A 20070-nucleotide genomic window follows, 5' to 3' on the forward strand; every position below is an offset into this window, starting at 1 on the left:
ACCCGGGACACACTCAGACCGTCGCACACCCCGGGCACAGCCCCCGGTACGTGACCTCGGCCTCGGCGACCGCGAAACCGAACCGTTCCGAGGACGGCAGGTCGGCCAGCGGGTCGCCGCCGGGGTGCACGTCCCGGATCGCACCGCAGCCCGAGCAGATCAGGTGCTGGTGCGGGCGGTGCGCGTTCGGGTCGTACCGCTTCGCGCGGCCGTCCGTCGCCACCTCGATGACCTCGCCCAGTGACACCAGCTCACCGAGCGTGTTGTAGACCGTCGCCCGGGAGATCTCCGGCAGCCGGTCCGTGGCCCGCGCCAGGACCTCGTCCGCCGTCAGATGGACATGCTCGCCGTCCAGGACCTCGGCCACCACACGGCGCTGGGCGGTCATCCGCCAGCCCCTCCCGCGAAGTCGTCCCAGCAGGTCACTCATCCCCACCCCACCTAACTGTGCGTATGCGTGCGTCGAACACCGCATGAACGCCTACCCGGAACCTATACGGGAATGCGTACGGCTCTGTCTGTCGTATTGACTTGGACTTCGTCCATCGTAGGATCGACACCAGCGACAGCCAAGGGAGCGGGCAGGAGAGTTGAGGGACTTCAGTCCCGGCCTCGCCCCACCCCACCGCCGCCAAGTTCCAGACCGTGATCCGCATAGTCACAGTGCAGAGGGATTTCCATGACTGAGAACCACGACGCGATCGTCACAGACCCGAAGGCGGAGGAGGCGGGTGGCTGCCCCGTCGCGCACCAGCGCGCGCCCCACCCGACCCAGGGCGGCGGCAACCGCCAGTGGTGGCCGGACCGGCTGAACCTCAAGATCCTCGCCAAGAACCCGGCGGTGGCCAACCCGCTGGGCGAGGAGTTCGACTACGCCGAGGCGTTCAAGTCCCTCGACCTTCCCGCCGTCAAGCGGGACATCGCCGAGGTGCTCACCACCTCCCAGGACTGGTGGCCCGCCGACTTCGGCAACTACGGCCCCCTGATGATCCGGATGGCCTGGCACAGCGCCGGCACCTACCGCATCAGCGACGGCCGCGGCGGCGCGGGCGCCGGCCAGCAGCGCTTCGCCCCGCTCAACAGCTGGCCGGACAACGCCAGCCTCGACAAGGCCCGCCGCCTGCTGTGGCCCGTCAAGAAGAAGTACGGCAAGAACATCTCCTGGGCCGACCTCATGATCCTCACGGGCAACGTCGCCCTGGAGACCATGGGCTTCAAGACCTTCGGCTTCGCCGGCGGCCGCGAGGACGTGTGGGAGCCCGAGGAGGACGTGTACTGGGGCCCCGAGTCCGTGTGGCTCGACGACAAGCGCTACACCGGCGACCGCGAGCTGGAGAACCCGCTCGGCGCCGTCCAGATGGGCCTCATCTACGTCAACCCGGAGGGCCCCAACGGCAACCCGGACCCGATCGCCGCGGCCCGCGACATCCGTGAGACCTTCCGCCGCATGGCGATGAACGACGAGGAGACCGTCGCCCTCATCGCCGGCGGCCACACCTTCGGCAAGACCCACGGCGCCGGTGACGCCGCCAAGGTCGGCGACGACCCCGAGGCCGCCCCGATGGAGCAGATGGGCCTCGGCTGGAAGAGCTCGCACAACACCGGCGTCGGCAAGGACGCGATTACGTCCGGCCTTGAGGTCACCTGGACCACCACGCCCACCCAGTGGAGCAACGGCTTCTTCAAGAACCTCTTCGAGTACGAGTACGAGCTGACGCAGAGCCCGGCCGGCGCCAACCAGTGGGTGGCGAAGAACGCCGAGGCGATCATCCCGGACGCGTACGACGCGTCGAAGAAGCAGCTGCCGACGATGCTCACGACCGACCTGTCGCTGCGCCTCGACCCGGTCTACGAGCCCATCTCCCGCCGGTTCTACGAGAACCCGGAGGAATTCGCGGACGCCTTCGCCCGCGCCTGGTACAAGCTGACGCACCGTGACATGGGCCCGGTCGTCCGCTACCTCGGCCCGGAGGTCCCCGCCGAGGAGCTGCTCTGGCAGGACCCGCTGCCCGCCCGCGAGGGTGAGCTGATCGACGCCGCGGACATCGCCTCCCTCAAGGAGCAGATCCTCGGCTCGGACCTGACCGTCTCCCAGCTGGTCTCGGCCGCCTGGGCCTCGGCGTCCTCGTTCCGCGGCAGCGACAAGCGCGGCGGTGCCAACGGCGCCCGCATCCGCCTGGAGCCGCAGCGCAGCTGGGAGGTCAACAACCCGGACGGCCTCGCGCACGTCCTGCGCGCCCTTGAGGGCGTCCAGGAGTCCTTCAACGCCAAGGGCGGCAAGCAGGTTTCGCTGGCCGACCTGATCGTGCTCGCGGGCACCGCGGCCGTCGAGCAGGCCGCGAAGGACGGCGGCGTCGAGGTCGAGGTCGGCTTCACGCCGGGCCGTGTGGACGCCGCGCAGGAGCAGACGGACGTCGAGTCCTTCGCCGCCCTGGAGCCCGCCGCGGACGGCTTCCGCAACTACGTCGGCAAGGGCAACCGCCTCCCCGCCGAGTACCTGCTGCTCGACAAGGGCAACCTGCTCACCCTGAGCGCCCCCGAGCTGACCGTCCTCGTCGGCGGCCTGCGCGTCCTGGGCGCCAACCACGCCGGTTCGAAGCACGGTGTCCTCACGGACAACCCGGGCACGCTGACGAACGACTTCTTCGTCAACCTGCTCGACCTGGACACCACGTGGAAGTCCACGACCGAGGCCCAGGACCAGTTCGAGGCCCGCGACGCCTCCGGCGCCGTCAAGTGGACCGGCACCCGTGCCGACCTGGTCTTCGGCTCCAACTCCGAACTCCGCGCCGTCGCCGAGGTGTACGCCTCCGACGACGCGAAGCAGAAGTTCGTCAAGGACTTCGCCGCGGCCTGGACGAAGGTCATGGAGCTGGACCGGTTCGACCTCAAGTGAGGCCCCGGGCCTGAGAGTCAGGGCCCGAGCCGACAGGAACGAGCGGTGGCCCCCGCCCGGCGCACAGCAGCCGGGCGGGGGCCACCGCCATGTACGACCACGGGACGTAGCCCGCCGCGCGGCCAACCGGGCTCGCCATCAAGGGGTTTGGGGTGGCCTCATACCGAAGACCGCCCCACCTGACCCCGTCGCCCTGGACCCGGGGTACGCACCCGCGTAGGACGAAGGGGGCTCGGAGGTTCCTACGGGGGCTCCGGCGAAAATTCGGAGGGATTCCGGTGGTATACCAAAGCTGTTCGGCCTGGACCTGATGAGAGAATGTGCCGCATGGCAGGTAGTGAAGGCTTCGAGCCCGAGTCGGACCGGGTCACGCGTCAGCTCCGGGACGACATTCTGGACGGTGTGCGCCGCCCCGGCAGCAAGCTCGTCGAGCGTGAACTCGCGGCCGAGCTCGGGGTGAGCCGGCTGCCCGTCCGTGACGCCCTCAAGGTGCTCGTGAACGAGGGCCTGGTGACGCCCCGCCCCCGCACCTGGGCGGTCGTAAGGGAGTTCAGCCCCACCGACATCTCCGACCTGGACGAGGTGCGGTCCGCGCTGGAGACGCTCACGTTCCGGCTCGCGGCGCAGCGCAGCACCCGCGCCGGCCTCGACCGGCTCCGCGCCGACCTCGACGCCGAGCTGGAGGCCGCCCGCGAGGGCGACGCCGTACGCGCCCGCCGCGCCGCGGCCGACTTCCACCAGACGGTGACCTGGCTGGCCGCGAACGAGCTGCTCAGCGAGTTGGAGCGGACCCTGCGCAGCCGGATGCGCTGGCTGCTCAGCAGGCACGACGACCTGCTCGCCGTGGCGCAGGAGCACGAGGAGCTGTACGACGCGATCGCGGCCCGGGACGTGCCGCGCGTCGAGGAGCTGGTGCTGAAGCACCTGGAGTCGGGCCGCAGCGCGGCGGCCGCACACCTGCGGGCCGCCAAGGACTGAGTGCGGCGGCCAGGGCGGCGCCGGCTGGGGGCGCAGCCCCCGGGGAGCCGTTCGTTGAGGACTTCGGGAAGGGGCGGGGAGGGGAGAGCAGCGCACTCGCACGGCGATGTCAGTGCCGTGCCCTACGTTCGAACCCATGGACGCCTATCTCGCGGGCAAGGACGCTCAAGAGGGCACGCCCGCCCACACGTTGTACATCTGGATCGAAACCCTCCACGAGCGCATGAACCTGCTCGTGGACCAGTTCACCGGCGAGGACTGGGAGCACGACTACTCGATCGGCTCGCTGAGACTCCTCGAACAGGACCTGGTCCAGCTGTACGGCACCGACGACGGCACGCACGCGCAGGCCCTGTACATGGAGTGCCTCGCGGGCTACCTCGGCGAGGCCCTGCTCGCCGAGGGCGGCGGCCGCTGGGTGTGGGACGAGGAGGCGGGCTCCGTCGGCATGCCCGCAGTCCAGCCGGACCCCGCCCTCGGCCTGGCGCCGATCGTGCCGATCCTCCTGGTCGGCCAGGCGGTCTACGAGAAGACGGAGAACATCTTCGCGACGGTGGCCCTGCGCCTGCGCAAGGCCGTCGTGGCCCGCAAGGCGGCCGGAGCGGGCTGGAAACCCGACCGCGTCCGCACCCCGTGGGTCCGAAGCCACGAACTCGACGCGCCCTACCACCGCTGGCAGCAGTGGCCGAACGAACGCTTCCACGAGTACGTGAGCGGCTGGGCCGACCAGATGGGCGGCGGCCGCGAACGCTGGGACTTCTCACGCGCCTCCCTCGACGCCCTCGAAGAGCTGCTGCGCGACCGCCTCGGCACGGTCGAGCAGTACGACCGAGTGGCCCACCGCGACTTCTGGATCATGGTCGCCTGGTACGTGGGGGAGTGCGTGGTCCGCGCCAAGGACGCCGACTGGCAGTTCCGCAAGTCCAACCCCGAGGCCCCACCAGGGACCTGGTACGCGGTGGACTCGTACTGGACGGACTCCATCTACGTCTCCCAGCCCCTGCGCTACGCAGGTTGGGCCGAGCACCCCACCGAGATGGTGCGGGCCGTCCTGCGCGGCGAGCGGCTGCGCGATGTGGTCGACAGGTTCCCCGACCCCGGCGAGGAGCACCGGGCCGGCGGCCGGCCGAAGAAGACGTCGGGCGAGCCCTGGCCCGAGATCCTGTGGCCCCTGGTGGCGCCGGAACACCTGCCCCCGCCCCTCACCGACGACCAGCGCGAGGAACTGGCCGCGGAACTTGGCGAGTTGGAGGCCGACCCGCACCTCAAGGACCCGGACTGGCACGACAACCCGCGCCTGAACGCCTACCTCGCCGAGCGTCGTGAGGCCTTCCCCGCCTGGGCCGAAGTGGCCGGCGGCGGACCCGAGGCCTGGGACTTCTCACCGGAGAGCCTGGACCGCCTCGGCGCCCTCGTCCGCGAACGCTTCGCCACGTACGAGGACATCGCGGCCGCAGGGCAGGACCCCTTCGTCCAGGGCGCGGCCTGGTACCTGGGCGAGGTCCAGGTCCGCCACCGCGACGCCCGCTGGAGCCTGTGCCCCGAACCGGAGGACGCCGACCCGTACGACGAGCCCGTGGTGCTCGAACGGAACCGGGACGAGGCCGACTCCGAGTCCGACGGGGACGACACATCCGGCCTGGACGACCTGGACGAACTCGACGGCCTGAATGAACTCGACGAACTCGACGACCCGGAGGACGACCAGGAATACGTCTGCGCACCCCTGGGCCACCTGCGCGGCCTGATCGCCCGCGACGACCCGGACGAACGCCTCAGCGAGGTCCTGGACGGCTACGGGAGGCGGGGGACCGGGACGGCGCGAGAGGAGGAGCGGGCCCCGAGCCCCACCGACGAGGTGCGGCCCAAGTGGGGCAGCGGCGCCACTCTGACCCTGCTCTTCCCGCCCTTCCCGAATCCGTCCCGCGACCAGCCCGCGGAAACGTCCGCGGCTCCGACCGCCCACGACCCGGTGCGGGCCCGGCAGTTCGTGGCGGCGCTGGGCACGGTCGCGGAGGTCGTGGAGGAATTGCCCTGTGTACCGGCGACGGAGCTGCCGATGGTCGAGGTCCGGGCCGACCTCGACCGGGTCGCGGTCGGCTGCTGGGGCAACGTCGTCCACATCGTCGAGCCGGCGCTCGGCAGCGACCTGCTGACGGAGGCCCTGGCCCGGGAGGTGGACCGCCAGCGGGCCCGTCACGCGGAGGCCCGGATCGTCGGCTCGGTGGACATGGACTACGGCAACAGTTACCTCCAGGACGCCGTGGTCCTGCCGAGCGGCGAGGAGGTGATCGCCGGCGGCTGGGACTGCGACGAGGACTGGGAGGTCGTAGGCGACCCGGAGGCCGTGCTGCGCGCCCTCGGAGTGGACCCGGCGTCGGCGGCGGAAGCGGGCTTCGACCTCGACGAGCGGCCCAGCCAGCGGGAATGGCCGGAACTCGGCGTGCTCGCCCTCGGCGGCGACCGGCCCGCGTGGCAGGCCGGCCGGCAGGTCTCGGTGTTCCACGTCCGGCGCACGGACGACGCCGAGTTCCACCTGGGGGAGGTGTGGTTCGGAAGCTGAGGCGGCCCGGACTCAGTGGCCCCGTGGGGCGTACATGATCACGGCCATTCCGGCCAGGCAGATGAGGGAGCCGATGACGTCGAAGCGGTCGGGCCGGTAGCCGTCGGCGACCATGCCCCAGGCGATCGACCCGGCCACGAAGATCCCGCCGTACGCGGCGAGGATGCGCCCGAAGTTGTCGTCGGACTGAAGGGTGGCGACCACGCCGTACAGGCCGAGGGCGATCACCCCCGCGCCGATCCAGATCCAGCCCTTGTGCTCACGGATGCCCTGCCACACCAGCCAGGCACCGCCGATCTCGAACAGGGCGGCGACGAGGAACAGGGCGACGGAGCGGGCGACGAGCACGGCGGGAGGGTCCTTGGGGAAGAGAGCGGTGGACGGACGAAATCCTCAGACGGAACCAGAACCAGAGGGCGAACCAGGCGAAAGGAGGTGCCCCATCGCGGCGAGTACGGACGGCTCGACCCGGTAGTAGACCCAGGTGCCCCGGCGCTCGGACGACAGCAGGCCTGCCTGCTTCAGCTTCTTCAGGTGGTGCGAGACCGTCGGCTGCGAGACGCCGACGTCCGAGATGTCGCAGACACAGGCCTCGCCGCCCGCGTGCGAGGCCACGAGCGAGAACAGGCGCAGCCGCACCGGATCACCGAGCGCCTTGAACATCGGCGCCGCCCGCTCGGCCTCCTCCGTCGAGAACGGACGCTCAGTGAGGGGAGGGCAGCAGGGAACCGGAACCGCATCCTCCGAGGGAACCGGAATCACAGTCTCCGAGGGAACAGCCTCAGCATTCGACATACACCTATTTTGGCATACGTCGAATTACGGAGAGGGGTGCGGTCCGGGGCGGTTTCCCTCGGGTCCGGCCTACGCCAGCGTACGGATGACCTGCCGCACCTCGGTCGCCAGCTGTTTCGGCAGCGGCGCGTAGTGCAGGCGCGGCAGCACCCGCTGGCCCTCCGTGCTCGCCGTGTACGTGAGGAAGGACTTGAGGCCGGGCAGGGAACCTGCCTGGTTGCCCCGGTCGCAGACGATCTCGTACGTGACAAGGACGATCGGGTACGCGCCTTCGGCGGAGGTCTCGTAGTCGAACTCCAGGGACAGGTCCTTGCCCCGGCCGACGGTGCGCGCCTCGGCGATGCCCTTCGACGCGCTCTGCGGGGTCGGGGCGACGGGCCGCTCGGCGCCGGTGTCCACGCTGACCGTGCCGACGTGCCGCTGCACGGCCACGGACAGGTCGAGATAGCCGATCGCCCCGGTCGTCGAGCTCACCGCCGTGGCCACCCCCTTCGACCCGGACGCCGAACTGCCGCCGCGCCCCTGCCACTTCTTCTCCGCCGGGTAGGGCCAGGCGTCCCCGGCCGCCTCCGACAGGTACGCCTGGAAGTTCTGCGTGGTGCCCGAGTCGTCCGAGCGGTGCACCGGGTCGACCGGTGTGGCGGGCAGGTCGACGCCCGGGTTGAGCTTCTTGATCCGCGGGTCGTCCCAGCTGGTGATGCGCCCGTCGAAGAGCCGCGCGAGGGTCGGGGCGTCGAGGACCAGCTCGTCCACGCCCGGCAGGTTGAAGCCGATGGCGACGGGCCCGCCGGCCATCGGCAGGTTGATGGCCCGCCCGCCCGCGCAGATCTTCTCGGAGAGCCGCACCTCGTCGTCCCTGAGCGCGCTGTCCGAGCCGCCGAACGCGGTGGCGCCGCGCAGGAACTGGGCGACCCCGGCCCCGGAGCCCAGCGGGTTGTAGGCGATCTGCACGCCCGGGCAGGCCCGTTGGTACTCCTTCATCCAGTACTTCATCGCGTTCTGCTGCGCGCTCGACCCGGCGCCCGCGACCTGCCCGCGCTCCGCGCAGTCCAGCTCGACGACCGAGGCGGGCTTCGCGGCGGGCCGTTCCGCCCCGTCGTCGGACGAGCCCACGAGCCCGCAGCCCGCGAGCAGCAGACTGCCCACCGCCACGGCACTCGTGCTCCGAACGGCCTTGCGGCTGCTGCCTACCCTGCGACGGCGCTGCACCTGTGTCCCCAGTCCTTCTCGGCGGTCCTGCTCGGAGCCCTGCCCGCAGGCCTGCTCGGAGCCCTGCCCGGAGTCCCTGCTCGGCTCCGGTGATCGATCACGGATGATCAGGGATGATCACGGACCAGAGGGGCGGCGGGGCGGAATCCAGGGAAACGGAAGGTTACGTACACATCAATGACAGGTGCCGTGCGCAGGTCGCGCCCGCTCAGGAGTGCCAGGGTTCCCCGGTGACCTGATGGTCGGCGTGGCTCAGCGCCTCGACGACCAGGCGGCGCAGGTGCCCGTCGGTGAGGGCGTAGACCGCGCGCCGCCCCTCCTTGCGGGCGTGCACGAGTCCGGCGAGGCGCAGCTTGGCGAGGTGCTGGCTGACGGCGGTACGGGCGGCGCCGCTCGCGGTGGTCAGCTCGGTCACGTCCCGCTCGCCCTGGGCCAGGAGCCACAGCACGTGCAGCCGCGTCGGGTCGGCGAGCAGCGCGAAGACCGACGAGGCGGTCCGCAACTGCTCGGGCCCCGGCGCGCGTTCATGCGTACTGCTCGCAACTGAGGTCGGTTCGCGTCCCGGCATGCGTTCATCGTAGACCGCCGCCCTCGTCGTATGCATACGTGCGCAGGTGCGCACCTATAGGTACCGTGGAGGTGCTGCTTCTGAACCCAGGCGAGGGGAGGCCCCGTGCCGGCCGTGCCGCTGCGCAACCGCACCTACCGCCGCCTGTTCACCGCCCAGGTCGTGGCCCTGGTCGGCACCGGGCTTGCCACGGTGGCGCTCGGGCTGCTCGCGTACGACCTCGCGGGCGAGGACGCCTCGGCGGTCCTCGGCACCGCGCTTGCGATCAAGATGGTGGCGTACGTGACGGTCGCGCCGCTGGTCGACGCGGTCGCGCACCGCATACCCCGGCGCACGCTGCTCGTGGCCACGGACCTGGCCCGCGCGACGGTCGCCCTGGCCCTTCCGTTCGTCACGCAGATCTGGCAGGTCTACGTCCTGATCCTGCTGCTCCAGGCCGCCTCGGCCGCGTTCACGCCGACGTTCCAGGCCGCGCTGCCCGCCGTGCTGCCGGACGAGCGGGACTACACCCGCGCCCTGTCCCTGTCCCGGCTCGCCTACGACCTGGAGAGCCTGTTCAGCCCGGCCCTGGCGGCGGGCCTGCTGTCCCTTGTCTCGTACGACTGGCTGTTCGCAGGCACGAGTGCGGGCTTCCTCGCCTCCGCCGCGCTCGTCGTCTCCTGCGTCCTGCCGCCGCCTTCCGCGCGCGCCGACGGTCCGCGCGGATCCGTCCGCCGGGCGACGTGCGGCATCCGCCTGTTCTGCGCCACGCCCCGGCTGCGGGCGCTGCTCGCCCTCGACCTGGCGGTGGCGGCCGCGGGCGCCATGGTCATCGTGCACACCGTGGTCCTGGTCCGCCACGACCTCGGCCGCTCCGCCGGCGCGGTCTCGGTCGCGCTCGCCGCGTACGGGGCGGGGTCGATGGCCGTCGCCCTGCTGCTGCCGCGCGTCCTGGACCGGGTGGGCGACCGTGCGGTGATGCTGCCCGCGGCGTTCGCGCTGCCCGCCGTGTTCACCGCGTACGGACTCGCCACGCTCGGCGGACCGTCCTGGCCGGCCCTGCTCACCGCCTGGTGCGCGTTCGGCGCGGCGAGCTCGGCGCTCCTCACCCCGACCGGCCGCCTGCTGCGCCGCTCGACCCCGCCCAGCGGCCTGCCGGCGGCGTTCGCGGCACAGTTCTCGCTGAGCCACGCGTGCTGGCTGCTCACGTACCCGCTGGCGGGCTGGGTCGGGGCGAGCGCGGGGGCGGGGGTCGCGGGGTGGGTGCTCGGTGCGGTGGCGCTGACGGGGGCGGTCGCGGCGACGTGGCTCTGGCCGAGCGGGGACGCGGTCTCTTCCGGACCGCCATCCGTGCCGTCGGCCGGGGGTGCCCCAGCGCCCTCCGGGCTCGCCCTCAAGCGCCGGCCGGGCTGAGTTCGCGGAGTGGACGGCGAGCGGCGGTGCCCGCGCCGGTCGCCGCCCAGCCCTCGGGGAGACGCCTCTACGGCCCAGGCACGAGCAGGCGCCGCATGATCACGCGGGGGTGCCCGGCGAGCACGGACGTCGTGTCGGACGCGTACGTGAAACCCGCGCGCTCGAAGTTCCTGCGCAGGCCCGGGTACGCCATCGTCAAATCCACCCGGGCGTCCCCGTTGTCCAGGGGATAGGCCTCGATCGCCGGGGCGCCGCACGCGCGGGCGTAGTCGACGGCGCCGGCGATCAGCGTGTGCGAGACGCCCTGCTTGCGGTGGCCGGGGCGGACGCGGACGCACCACAGCGACCACACCGGCAGGTCGTCCACGTACGGGATCTTCCGGCTGTGCGCGAACGCGGTCACCGAGCGCGGCGCCACCGCCGCCCAGCCGACCGGCACGTCCCCGTCGTACGCGATGACCCCCGGCGCGGGCTCGGCGCGGCACAGTTCGGCCATGTACGCACCCCGCGCAGGGCCCCGCAGCTCGTTGTTGAGCTTCGACGGAATCCGGTAGCTGAGGCACCAGCACACGTTGGCCTGTGGTGACTTGGGGCCGACCAGGGCGCGGACGTCCGCGAACGCGGTGGCCGGGCGGACGGTGAGGGGCATGGCCTCACGATGCCACGGTCCGCGCCCAGCCGCGCCGAGCGGACGCCCCCAGCAGAACCGCACGGCGGCGCGGCGCCTCGGCATGGCCCACGCCCCCGGCCGAGGACTGCGACGACCGACCGTCCCGCCGGGGCCCGGGCCGCGTTCCGCCGTCCACCGGTTCACCGCGCGGGAAGGTGTGTGTAGCATGGATGTTCGCGAAGGGGAGTAGTCCCGAGAACCGCTGGTCGACACACTGGACGTCCGAGACGTCCCGGCCACCGGGCCGCCGCACGGAGTGCGGGGGCGGACGAGACCTTCGGCCAGGCATGACCCTGCCCGCACGACCGTGCGGGCGGTTCCGTCGTGCCGGGCCGAAAGGGTTCTCCCCGCCGCCCGACCGGGTGCCGCACGAGCCCGCCGGCCCGGCCCAGCAGAAAGCACCCGTACCGGCATGACTCTCGACCCCCTGGCGATCCTCACCGCCTTCGGGCTGATCTTCCTCGCCGAACTGCCCGACAAGACCATGTTCGCGTCGCTCGCCATGGGCACCCGCATGCGCCCCTTGTACGTGTGGTTCGGCACGGCCACCGCGTTCGCCGTCCATGTCGCCATCGCCGTGGGCGCAGGCAGCCTCCTCGGCCTCCTTCCGGCCATGGTGGTCAAGCTCGTCTCGGCGGCCCTGTTCGCCTTCGGCGCGTTCGTGCTGCTGCGCGGCGGGGACGACGAGGACGAGGACGGCGCGAGCCGCGCCGTCACCGGCTTCTGGCCCGTCTACACCACGGCCTTCATGGCGGTCTTCATCAGCGAGTGGGGCGACCTCACCCAGATCACCACCGCCAACCTCGCCGCCACCAACGGCTGGCTCCCCACCGCCATCGGCTCGGCCGCGGCGCTGATGTCGGTCTCGGCCCTGGCCCTCCTGGTCGGCAAGTTCATCGCACAGCGCGTCCCGCTGAAGACCGTGCAGCGCATCGGCGCGGCCTGCATGGCGGTCCTCGCGATCTGGACCCTCGTCGAGGCGTTCACGGGTTAGCGGAGACACCTCCTGGAGCTGACGCTGCGGGCGCGGTGCTCGATTCGGCACCGCGCCCGCAGCGCCCGCCGCGCCCGCGGCGTCGAGGGTCGCGCCGAAGGTCCGGCGCTCACGTCCTCGCTCACCTCGGGCGCGGTCCGGATCGCCTCCGTCAGCACGTCCTCGGCGTCGGCGGCACCGCCCAGGACCTCGGCCCCCGGACCACGGGTCCGGCGGGCCGCCTCGTCCGTGGGGCGCGTCGTCCGTGGGGCGCGTCAGCGGAAGAGGTACGCATACTCCTCGGCCCAGGACCGGAAGGTGCGCGCGGGGGCGCCGGTGAGGTCCTGGACGGTGGAGGTGACGAGGCCGGAGGCCGGCCGGTCCGCGGCGGCGGCGAGCAGCGCCTCCACGAGGGCGGGCGGCCGCCCGTCGGCCAGCATGCGCTCGCGCGCGACCTCCACGGACACGGGCTCGAAGCGAGCCGGAACGCCGGTCGCCTCCCCGACGGCGCGCACCAGGTCGGCCCGGCTCAGCACCTGCGGGCCGGTCAGGACGTGCCGGGCGCCCGCGTGCCCGTCACCGGTCAGCGCGAGCGCCGCGACCTCGGCGACGTCCCGCTCGTGCACCACGGCGGTGGGTGCGATGTCCGGCCCCCGCACGGTCCGCGTGGACCGGATCTGCCCGGCCCACGCGCGCGCGTTGGACGCGAGCGTGTCGGCCCTCAGAAAGGTCCACTCCAGGCCGGACGACGCGATCAACTGCTCCATGTCCGCGTGCAGTTGGTTGATGGGGTCGCTCTGCCGCCGAGTGTGCTCGGCCACGCCGGAGGAGGAGACGTACACGACGCGCCGCACGTGGCGGGTGAGTACGTCGAGGACGGCGGGCGCGTACTCGGTCGTGAGGAACGGCCAGATCAGGAACACGGTCCCGCACCCCTTGACGGCGTCCTCCAGGCCGCCCGGAGCTGACAGGTCGCCGGTGGCCACGGCGACGCCGTCCGGCAGCCGGGCGGTCCCGGGGTCCCGTACGAGGGCCCGGAGCGGGGTCTCGTACGCGTCGAGGCGGGCCACTACTTCGCGGCCCAGGTTGCCGGTTGAGCCGGTGACGAGGATGCCGTCGTTCTGTGTGTTCATGATCGGGAGAGCTGTGCGGGAGGGGAAGATATTCCGCGCCGGCGCTCCTGTCGCCGTCTGCACCAGCCACCCCCGCAGGCCATGCACGGCGGTGCCGTCAACGCGTCGGCGAGGCATGCGGGTTCGGGGCAGTGGCGGTCGGCGGTGCGCGGGACGGCGAGCGCAACACGGGCGGCCGCGGCGGTCGGCGCCACGCGCAGGGCGCACCCGGAGCTCGCCGCGCTCGGCGTGCGCTGCGGCCTGTCGGGACGGGCGGCCTGGCGGGGCGGGGGTGCTCTCGTACGGCGACTTCCAGCGGCTGGCGGCACCGGCATCGACGCCTACGGCAACAGCCCGCGCTCGCCCACCACTTGGCCCCCGCTGAACTCGCCCGTCGGCACGAAGCCCAGCTTCACGTAGAACTTCTCGGGGCCGTCCTCGCCCGGGTGCCAGGTGACGGTCAGCCGCTCGCCGCCCCGCCTGCGGATCTCGTCGGAGACGCACTGGACGGCGAACCTGCCGTATCCGCGGCCCTGTTCATCCGCCGCGATGTTCAGCCGCCACAGGCCGGAACGCAGGTCGATAGCCGCGGGGGACGCCCTGTCCGGCTCGAAGTCGGCGTCGAGGAACGCCATCAGGAAGCCGACGGCCCGGTCTCCGTCGAGGATGAGCCGCGGCCAGGCCAACCGGGGATGTACGTACGCCTCGGCGAGCGACTTCACGACCGGGGCCACCAAATGCGCCTGATCGGGACGCACTTGGATGCCGAGTGCCACTTCGAGGTTGTCCTCGGTGATCTTTTCCAGACGAGGTGAGACGGGCATGGGGGCTCCTGGGGTGGGTGAACGTACGGACGTCGCCCTGCGCGGCTCGCCCTCAGTCGCCGGACGGGGGCAACGCGGGCCCTGCCACCGCGCCGCGCAGGGTGAGGCCGTGGCGGCGGCGGAGGCGGTACGCCTCCCGGGCGGACAGCGCGGTCACCGTCAGCGGCGCGCCCGGGACGAACATCGTACGGACCAGCCCGGGCACCTCGGCGTACGCCCCGGTGATGACGTCGATCAGTGCCATCTCCCACGCGAGCAGCGTGGCCAGTACGGGCGGCAGGAAGTCGTGGATGTCGGCCGTACGGAAGACGTGCACCGGCGCGAGCCCCACTCCGTACACCGCGAAGCCCGGCGGCCCCAGGCAGGCCGCACCGAAGGGCTGGGAACGGGTTTCCGTCGCAGGTCCCGCCGGGTTTCCGGGGTGCGGACGCGACGGGTCGGTTGCCGGTGAAATCCGTACCGCCACCGCTCAGATGAGTCCGGAATGCGCCTTTTATCGCCGCTGGCTACCTTGAGGGGCATGGCAACCGAAAGTGCACCCATGCTTACTCAACGCGTTCGCGCGCCCCGCAGGCTGCGCGCGGTCGGATACCTGTGTGCCGTCGCCGCGGCGGGCGGTCTGGTGACCGGCTGCGGGAGCGACGGCAGCGGCGGCGAGAAGACGTCCGAGGCCGCGGCGGCGAAGCAGGCCGCAGCAGCCGCCCAGACCGAGTCGCCGAGCCCCGCCGCGTCCCCGACCGAGTCGCCGAGCCCTGCCACGTCCCCGACCGAGTCGCCGAGCCCCGCCGCGTCCCCGACCGAATCGCCCGGCGGCACCGCCTCCCCGAGCCCCGGCAGCACGCTCACCGACGACCGGGCCGAGCGCAAGGCCCTGCTGCCCAAGGTCAAGGTGACCTACGACAAGGCGCTCACGGCCGCGGTCGAGGCCGTGCCGGAATCCAAGCCGGTGGCGATCGAGCTCCAGGCCGACCCTGACGGTGCGCCGTGGTGGGAGGCGGAGGTGGCCAAGGCGGACGGCAGCGCGTCCACCGTGCGCGTCGACGCCGTCTCCGGCCAGGCGGACGAGCCGCAGGCCGATTCCGACGCGGACGCCGACGAAAAGCGGCAGCTCGCCGACCTCCTGGGCAAGGCCAAGATCACGCCGCAGGAGGCGGCCGACGTCGCCACCGGTCAGGCGGAGGGCACGGTGAGCTCCGTCGAGCTCGACGACACCGACCAGGGCGCGACCATCTGGTCCGTCGACGTGATCGATACCAAGACCTGGAACAAGACCTCGTACGACATCGATGCGACGAACAAGAAGGTGCTGAAGGAGGAAGTGGACCGCGACTGAGCGTCTCGCGGGTGGGGCCCCGGTGCCGGAGAGAGCCGGTACCGGGGCCCTGTCATGGCCGTCTCCGTTACCGCGGAGTTCGCAATGTGCATGCATATGTCCCGTTACATTCCTTACGCATGGCTTTGATGTGGGCTGCGTACCTTCATGGATGTCGCCCCGAACGGGCGGCGCACCTCCTGAAACCGAGTCCCTGAAGGGTCCCTCCCGCCATGCGTACGACTCCCCGCGCCCTGCGCGTCAGCATCATCGCCACGACCGCGGCAGCCGCCCTCTCCCTCGGCGCCGCCTCCGGGGCGGTCGCCGCCACCGGTCAGCACGCGCCGGTCTCCGTCGAGAGCGCCGTCGCCCACGGCAAGGCGAAGCGCGTCTACGTGAAGACCGTGAAGCTGGCCGCGAAGGGGCACACCGCGAAGGTGTACAAGCTCGGCAAGGCCCACTACCAGGCCGTCGTCCTGTTCCACGGCAAGCAGGTGGGCACGCTGACGGCGAAGGGCCGCGCGGCGACGGCGAACCTCAACGGGCTGCACATCAAGCTCAGTTCGGCCGGAGCGGTCAGCTCCTGGGCCGACCGCGCGAAGCCCGCCCCCAAGCCGAAGCCCGCCCCCAAGCCCGAGCCGAAGCCCGCCCCCAAGCCCGAGCCCAAGCCGGAGCCGGTGGAGCGGCGGGAACTCGTGCGGATCGCCACGCTGGTCGACGGCACCCCCGCCAAGGTCTACAAGCTGTCCGCGCACCACTGGCAGGCCGAGATCGGCGGCAACCTGCAGATAGGTCTCCTGGATGCCGACGGGTTCACCGACTCGGCCGAGAACAACGGCGTCCGCGTGGAGCTGACCGACACGGGTGGCATCAGTTCGGTCCGGACCGACCCGGCCCCCGAGCCCGACCCCGCCCCGGTCCCCGACGTGGCCCCGGCCCCCGAGCCCGACGCCGACCCGGTCCCGGACGTGGACCCGGTCCCGGTCCCGGTCCCGGACGTCGCCCCGGAGCCCGCCCCCGCGCCTGACGCGGACCCGGCCCCGGCCCCGGCCCCGGACAACGACCCCGCACCGGCCCCGGACCCCACGCCGGTCCCGGCCCCGGCCTCGCCCGGCCAGGTCGACCTCGGCTGAGCCCCTGCCCCGGCACGGGGCCGTACGGCGGCACCGTGCCCCGGGGGCGTCGGCGGGTGTCGGCGGGTGTCGGCGGGTGTCGGCGGGCGCCAGGGACCCTGGTCCCGGGTGCTGGCAGACCCCGCCCCGACTGAGAGCCGGCAGACCCCGCCCGGCCGAGAGGCGGCACCCCGCGCCGACGGAGACCCGGCAGACCCCGCCCGAACGGGAGCCTGGCCGACTTGAAGGCGCAGGGACATCCGGGATCATCGTGCACATGGGCACCCCCGATGACAGTGCCGCCGCCGCTGCGGGCGGTGGGCGCGGCCGCGTGGCGCACAGCCGGATCCGCATGGCCGGCCGCGACCCCGCCGAACACCACCGCGCCGCCACCCCCCTTGAACTGCTCTTCGACCTGACCTTCGTCGTCGCCGTCGGCACCGCCGCGCACCACTTCGCCGAGATGCTCGCGGAGGACCACGCGGTGCAGGCGGTCACGGCGTTCGTCATGGCGATGTTCGCCATCAGCGTCGCCTGGATCAGCTTCACCTGGTTCGCCTCCGCGTTCGGCACCGACGACTGGCTCGACCGGGTTCTGACGATGGTCCAGATGATGGGCGTCGTCGTGTTCGCGCTCGGTCTGCCCGCGTTCTTCCACGCCGTCGAGGAGGGCGACCACCTCGAACTGCGGGGCATCGTCATCGGGTACGTGATCATGCGCGTCGCGATGGTCTCGCAGTGGTGGCGCGCGTCCCGCGAGTCGCCCGGGTTCCGGCACGTCGGCCGCGCCAACATCCGCTGGACCGTGATCGCGCAGCTCGGCTGGATCGCGCTCGCCTTCGCCACCGGGCTCCCGCTCGGCCTCGCCTTCGCCGCGTTCATCCTGCTCGGCGCCCTGGAGCTGCTCCTGCCCGTCCTCAGCCAGGGCAGGGCGGGCGGCACACCGTGGCACCCGCACCACGTCGCCGAGCGGTACGCCCTGTTCGCCATCATCACCCTCGGCGAGGGCGTCGTCGGCACCGTCGCCTCCTCGGGCGAGCTGTTCGGCGGGGCGGACGGCACGCACTGGAGCGCGGACGCGGTGGCCGTCGTCGTCGCGGGCGTCGGCCTCACCTTCGCCATGTGGTGGGTGTACTTCGCGACGCCCTTCGGCGACATCCTGGTCTTCCGCCGCGGCCGCGGCTACCTCTTCGGATACGGGCACATCCTGCTGTTCATCGGCATCGCGGGCGCCGGAGCGGGGCTGCACGTGGCGGGGCTGCAGCTGGAGCACCACACGAAGCTCGGCGAGCCCGCGGTGGTCCTCTCGCTCGCCGTCCCCGTCGGCCTCTACATCCTCATGGTCTACGTGCTCCACACGCTCCTGCTGTCCGGCGCCGACCGCTTCCACGCGCTGCTCATCGCCCTGAGCGTGCTGGTCCTCGTCGCGGCGGTCCTCCTGTCGACGGCGGGCGTCGCGCTGTCGGTCTGCCTGCTCGTGGTGACGCTCGCCCCGTTCGTCACGGTCATCGGCTTCGAGACGATCGGCCACCGCCATCAGCGAGCCGTGCTGGCGGGCTTCGGCCGGGACGGTTGAGACAGGACGGTTCAGACCAAGGACGGTTGAGGCCGGGACGGCTGAGACCGGAGCCTGCCGGGCGGGCGGCTCGGGATCGTCGGCAGGGCCGTCACGTCGCCGCCAGGGCCCTCGTAGGAGCCGTCGAGCGACACGATGTCGCAGACGATCAGCTTGCGCATGGTCGGCACCGCGATCCGGGCACGGCTCCGTGCCCTCTCAACCTCGCCCCGGCAGGCCCCGCCGCCGCACCCGTTCCCGCACCCGTTCCCGCGCCCGTTCCCGCCCCCGCGCCCGCCCCTGCGCCCGTACGCGACCGCCCGCCGCCCGACCGCGCCGCCCCCGGCTCCGACGGCCGCCACGAGGGGGCGGGGGAGCGGCGGGGGCGAGCTCCACCGGGGCGCCCGCGTGATGCTCCAGGCGGACCCCGTGCACGACAAGCCGCACCAGGCTCAACGCGATCAGCGCCTCGGCCCAGTAGAACGCCGCGTAGTCCAACAGGCAGCCGTTGGGCGGCGAACCGGGCGCCGCGCCGCGCAGGCCGACCAGCGCGAACAGGCTCGCCGCCGCCCAGCCGAGCGCACCCCACTGCAGCCCGCGCCGCTGCCCGACCACCAGCCAGCACGCCACCGCGACGGCGAGCCCGACCGCCCACATCGAGCCGATCATGAACCAGGCCAGGATGAACGTGCTCCGGGACCGCGTGACCGTGCCCTCGAACGCCACCGTGGCCCCGCCCTCGTCGACGGTGCCCGACTCGACGCTGAAGTGCGCGTTCTGGTCCCGGAACCGCAGGGCCACGGGCACCTGTTCCGCACCCGAGGTGGCGGACAGCGTGATCCGGGTGTCGTACCGGTCGAACGGATAGTCCGACGGCGTGCCCTCGAACAGCGCCACGTCGACGTCCTTCAGCCACTCCACGGAGTCACGACGGAACGTCAGCCGCTCCTGGCCGGGGGCGTTGGTGTGCAGGGTGACGTCCTTGACGGGCACCCCGAACCGGTCGGCGTACCGGCCCTGCGGAACGACCTTCAGCTGCACCGTCGCGCGCCGCATCTCGGTGTCGACGCGCTGCACGGCGGCGCTCACCTCGATCCGGTCGCGGACCTCGCGCGCGCCCGCGGCCACCACCTTCTGCCGCGTCTGGCGCTCGTCCACGTACAGGCCGATGCCGAGCCCGAACAGCGTGAGCAGCAGGCCCACGCCGACGAGCAGCCGACGCCACGGCAGCCGGGCCGCCCGGTCCCCGGCCCGGGCGCTGCGGGAGGCGCGGACGCTGCTGGAGCCCCGGGCGCTGCGGCGGGCGGACGAACCGGACATGAGTCGATCCTCGGCCGCCGCAACCGGCCGCGCCAGGCGACCGCCTCCCTCCGCAGCCACGACCACCACAACCACCACGACCGCGCAGGAGCGCGCGTGGAGCCGGATCGACGGAGGGGATCGCCCCCTGGGGCCGGTCCTGGGGCCGGTCCTGGGGCCGCTCCTGAGGCCGCTCCTGACGGGGTTCAGGGCAGGAGCAGTGACTTGCCCACCGTCGCCCGCCCTTCGAGCGACCGGTGCGCGTCCGCGGCGCGCTCCAGCGGGAAGGCCGCCCCGATGGCCGGGCGGATCCGCCCCGCCCCGCTCACCTGCCGCTGCGGCGCCTCACAGTCGACGGCACGTCAGCACCCCGCCGCACACGGTCACTTCACCGCCTCGGGCAGCGGCTGCGACGCCGCCTCGATCACCGAGTCGAGCAGTGACCGGGACCGCCGCAGATCCTCGATCATCCGGTCGATCCGGTCCCGCTCCACCGTCAACTCCCTGACGAGACTGGCGTCCGCCGTCTCGGAAGGGCCGCCGTCGCTGTCCCGCATGCAGGGCAGCAGCTGCACGATCTTCGCGCTGCACAGTCCCGCCGCGTACAACTCCTGGATCCGCCGCACCCGGTCCACCGCCGCCTCGGCGTACGCGCGGTGCCCGCCGGGGGTGCGCTCGGCCGACAGGAGGCCCTCCTGCTCGTAGTAGCGAAGGGAGCGCTCGCTCACTCCGGTCCGGCGGGCCAGCTCACCGATGCGCATGACGCAGCTCACACTCCGAAACCTTGAATCTAACATGCATGTCAGGTTCTA

At 72.4% G+C, this 20070-nt stretch carries 21 protein-coding genes; 8 read left to right on the forward strand and 13 right to left on the reverse strand.

Features of this window, described 5'->3' with window-relative positions:
* Window positions 1-13: 13 nt before the first annotated feature.
* Window positions 14-430, reverse strand: coding sequence for a Fur family transcriptional regulator (locus tag QIS99_RS15410; RefSeq protein ID WP_282513901.1), 417 nt, complete (start codon window positions 428-430; stop codon window positions 14-16).
* Window positions 431-679: 249 nt separating this feature from the next.
* Here QIS99_RS15410 and katG point away from each other — a divergent pair, with 249 nt between their 5' ends.
* From katG to QIS99_RS15425, 3 genes are all read left to right on the forward strand, one after another.
* Complete coding sequence (gene katG / locus QIS99_RS15415) at window positions 680-2896, forward strand: catalase/peroxidase HPI (protein WP_282513902.1); 2217 nt, start codon at window positions 680-682, stop codon at window positions 2894-2896.
* 327 nt (window positions 2897-3223) lie between these two features.
* Window positions 3224-3874 (forward strand): GntR family transcriptional regulator, encoded by a 651-nt coding sequence (locus tag QIS99_RS15420; RefSeq protein WP_282513903.1) that lies wholly within the window; start codon window positions 3224-3226, stop codon window positions 3872-3874.
* Between the two features lie 136 nt (window positions 3875-4010).
* Window positions 4011-6437: a DUF6333 family protein gene (locus QIS99_RS15425; protein WP_282513904.1), complete on the forward strand. Its 2427-nt coding sequence runs from the start codon at window positions 4011-4013 to the stop codon at window positions 6435-6437.
* 12 nt (window positions 6438-6449) lie between these two features.
* On the opposite strand, the gene QIS99_RS15430 is transcribed toward QIS99_RS15425, so the two are convergent.
* The 4 genes from QIS99_RS15430 to QIS99_RS15445 form a co-directional block, all read right to left on the reverse strand.
* Window positions 6450-6785 (reverse strand): YnfA family protein, encoded by a 336-nt coding sequence (locus QIS99_RS15430; RefSeq protein ID WP_282513905.1) that lies wholly within the window; start codon window positions 6783-6785, stop codon window positions 6450-6452.
* A gap of 45 nt (window positions 6786-6830) precedes the next feature.
* The gene (locus QIS99_RS15435) at window positions 6831-7232 is read right to left on the reverse strand and encodes an ArsR/SmtB family transcription factor (protein ID WP_282513906.1); all 402 of its coding nucleotides are present in this window, start codon (window positions 7230-7232) and stop codon (window positions 6831-6833) included.
* A 69-nt stretch (window positions 7233-7301) separates the two neighbouring features.
* Complete coding sequence (gene pstS / locus QIS99_RS15440; RefSeq protein WP_282513907.1) at window positions 7302-8384, reverse strand: phosphate ABC transporter substrate-binding protein PstS; 1083 nt, start codon at window positions 8382-8384, stop codon at window positions 7302-7304.
* A gap of 265 nt (window positions 8385-8649) precedes the next feature.
* Window positions 8650-9009 carry an ArsR/SmtB family transcription factor gene (locus tag QIS99_RS15445; protein WP_282513908.1) on the reverse strand — a complete coding sequence of 120 codons (360 nt, stop codon included), beginning with the start codon at window positions 9007-9009 and terminating at the stop codon, window positions 8650-8652.
* Between the two features lie 105 nt (window positions 9010-9114).
* On the opposite strand from QIS99_RS15445, the gene QIS99_RS15450 reads away from it, so the two are divergent.
* Window positions 9115-10401 (forward strand): MFS transporter, encoded by a 1287-nt coding sequence (locus tag QIS99_RS15450; RefSeq protein ID WP_282513909.1) that lies wholly within the window; start codon window positions 9115-9117, stop codon window positions 10399-10401.
* Between the two features lie 67 nt (window positions 10402-10468).
* Here QIS99_RS15450 and QIS99_RS15455 read toward each other — a convergent pair whose 3' ends face one another.
* Window positions 10469-11050 carry a GNAT family N-acetyltransferase gene (locus QIS99_RS15455; protein ID WP_282513910.1) on the reverse strand — a complete coding sequence of 194 codons (582 nt, stop codon included), beginning with the start codon at window positions 11048-11050 and terminating at the stop codon, window positions 10469-10471.
* Between the two features lie 433 nt (window positions 11051-11483).
* On the opposite strand from QIS99_RS15455, the gene QIS99_RS15460 reads away from it, so the two are divergent.
* Window positions 11484-12065, forward strand: a complete 582-nt coding sequence (locus QIS99_RS15460) for a TMEM165/GDT1 family protein (protein WP_282513912.1) — start codon at window positions 11484-11486, stop codon at window positions 12063-12065.
* Window positions 12066-12319: 254 nt separating this feature from the next.
* On the opposite strand, the gene QIS99_RS15465 is transcribed toward QIS99_RS15460, so the two are convergent.
* The 3 genes from QIS99_RS15465 to QIS99_RS15475 all read right to left on the reverse strand — a co-directional run bounded on the left by QIS99_RS15465 (window position 12320) and on the right by QIS99_RS15475 (window position 14311).
* Window positions 12320-13177: an NAD(P)H-binding protein gene (locus QIS99_RS15465; protein ID WP_282513913.1), complete on the reverse strand. Its 858-nt coding sequence runs from the start codon at window positions 13175-13177 to the stop codon at window positions 12320-12322.
* Window positions 13178-13497: 320 nt separating this feature from the next.
* Window positions 13498-13980, reverse strand: coding sequence for a GNAT family N-acetyltransferase (locus tag QIS99_RS15470; RefSeq protein WP_282513914.1), 483 nt, complete (start codon window positions 13978-13980; stop codon window positions 13498-13500).
* Window positions 13981-14032: 52 nt separating this feature from the next.
* The gene (locus QIS99_RS15475; protein ID WP_282513915.1) at window positions 14033-14311 is read right to left on the reverse strand and encodes a hypothetical protein; all 279 of its coding nucleotides are present in this window, start codon (window positions 14309-14311) and stop codon (window positions 14033-14035) included.
* Window positions 14312-14521: 210 nt separating this feature from the next.
* Here QIS99_RS15475 and QIS99_RS15480 point away from each other — a divergent pair, with 210 nt between their 5' ends.
* The 3 genes from QIS99_RS15480 (at window position 14522) to QIS99_RS15490 (ending at window position 17980) form a co-directional block, all read left to right on the forward strand.
* Window positions 14522-15313: a PepSY domain-containing protein gene (locus tag QIS99_RS15480; protein WP_282513916.1), complete on the forward strand. Its 792-nt coding sequence runs from the start codon at window positions 14522-14524 to the stop codon at window positions 15311-15313.
* 212 nt (window positions 15314-15525) lie between these two features.
* Window positions 15526-16425, forward strand: a complete 900-nt coding sequence (locus tag QIS99_RS15485) for a hypothetical protein (RefSeq protein WP_282513917.1) — start codon at window positions 15526-15528, stop codon at window positions 16423-16425.
* 331 nt (window positions 16426-16756) lie between these two features.
* The gene (locus QIS99_RS15490; protein WP_349017300.1) at window positions 16757-17980 is read left to right on the forward strand and encodes a low temperature requirement protein A; all 1224 of its coding nucleotides are present in this window, start codon (window positions 16757-16759) and stop codon (window positions 17978-17980) included.
* Window positions 17981-17991: 11 nt separating this feature from the next.
* On the opposite strand, the gene QIS99_RS15495 is transcribed toward QIS99_RS15490, so the two are convergent.
* The 4 genes from QIS99_RS15495 to QIS99_RS15510 form a co-directional block, all read right to left on the reverse strand.
* A complete protein-coding gene (locus QIS99_RS15495; RefSeq protein ID WP_282513919.1) occupies window positions 17992-18141 on the reverse strand; it encodes a hypothetical protein in 150 nt (49 codons plus the stop codon).
* Window positions 18142-18178: 37 nt separating this feature from the next.
* Window positions 18179-19279, reverse strand: a complete 1101-nt coding sequence (locus QIS99_RS15500; protein WP_282513920.1) for a DUF4436 family protein — start codon at window positions 19277-19279, stop codon at window positions 18179-18181.
* 185 nt (window positions 19280-19464) lie between these two features.
* Window positions 19465-19587 carry a zinc-binding dehydrogenase gene (locus QIS99_RS15505; RefSeq protein ID WP_282513921.1) on the reverse strand — a complete coding sequence of 41 codons (123 nt, stop codon included), beginning with the start codon at window positions 19585-19587 and terminating at the stop codon, window positions 19465-19467.
* Between the two features lie 54 nt (window positions 19588-19641).
* The gene (locus tag QIS99_RS15510) at window positions 19642-20019 is read right to left on the reverse strand and encodes a MerR family transcriptional regulator (RefSeq protein WP_282514010.1); all 378 of its coding nucleotides are present in this window, start codon (window positions 20017-20019) and stop codon (window positions 19642-19644) included.
* Window positions 20020-20070 lie beyond the last annotated feature (51 nt).

Origin of the sequence: Streptomyces solicavernae (genome assembly GCF_029968095.1) — a bacterium.
Taxonomy (GTDB): domain Bacteria; phylum Actinomycetota; class Actinomycetes; order Streptomycetales; family Streptomycetaceae; genus Streptomyces; species Streptomyces solicavernae.

Bases quoted from the DNA above. Each gene is read 5' to 3' on its own strand.
- QIS99_RS15410 (WP_282513901.1), bottom strand. From the start codon at position 430: ATGAGTGACCTGCTGGGACGACTTCGCGGGAGGGGCTGGCGGATGACC.
- katG (WP_282513902.1), top strand. From the start codon at position 680: ATGACTGAGAACCACGACGCGATCGTCACAGACCCGAAGGCGGAGGAG.
- QIS99_RS15420 (WP_282513903.1), top strand. From the start codon at position 3,224: ATGGCAGGTAGTGAAGGCTTCGAGCCCGAGTCGGACCGGGTCACGCGT.
- QIS99_RS15425 (WP_282513904.1), top strand. From the start codon at position 4,011: ATGGACGCCTATCTCGCGGGCAAGGACGCTCAAGAGGGCACGCCCGCC.
- QIS99_RS15435 (WP_282513906.1), bottom strand. From the start codon at position 7,232: ATGTCGAATGCTGAGGCTGTTCCCTCGGAGACTGTGATTCCGGTTCCC.
- QIS99_RS15445 (WP_282513908.1), bottom strand. From the start codon at position 9,009: ATGCCGGGACGCGAACCGACCTCAGTTGCGAGCAGTACGCATGAACGC.
- QIS99_RS15455 (WP_282513910.1), bottom strand. From the start codon at position 11,050: ATGCCCCTCACCGTCCGCCCGGCCACCGCGTTCGCGGACGTCCGCGCC.
- QIS99_RS15460 (WP_282513912.1), top strand. From the start codon at position 11,484: ATGACTCTCGACCCCCTGGCGATCCTCACCGCCTTCGGGCTGATCTTC.
- QIS99_RS15465 (WP_282513913.1), bottom strand. From the start codon at position 13,177: ATGAACACACAGAACGACGGCATCCTCGTCACCGGCTCAACCGGCAAC.
- QIS99_RS15470 (WP_282513914.1), bottom strand. From the start codon at position 13,980: ATGCCCGTCTCACCTCGTCTGGAAAAGATCACCGAGGACAACCTCGAA.
- QIS99_RS15480 (WP_282513916.1), top strand. From the start codon at position 14,522: ATGCTTACTCAACGCGTTCGCGCGCCCCGCAGGCTGCGCGCGGTCGGA.
- QIS99_RS15485 (WP_282513917.1), top strand. From the start codon at position 15,526: ATGCGTACGACTCCCCGCGCCCTGCGCGTCAGCATCATCGCCACGACC.
- QIS99_RS15490 (WP_349017300.1), top strand. From the start codon at position 16,757: ATGGCCGGCCGCGACCCCGCCGAACACCACCGCGCCGCCACCCCCCTT.
- QIS99_RS15495 (WP_282513919.1), bottom strand. From the start codon at position 18,141: ATGCGCAAGCTGATCGTCTGCGACATCGTGTCGCTCGACGGCTCCTAC.
- QIS99_RS15500 (WP_282513920.1), bottom strand. From the start codon at position 19,279: ATGTCCGGTTCGTCCGCCCGCCGCAGCGCCCGGGGCTCCAGCAGCGTC.
- QIS99_RS15510 (WP_282514010.1), bottom strand. From the start codon at position 20,019: ATGCGCATCGGTGAGCTGGCCCGCCGGACCGGAGTGAGCGAGCGCTCC.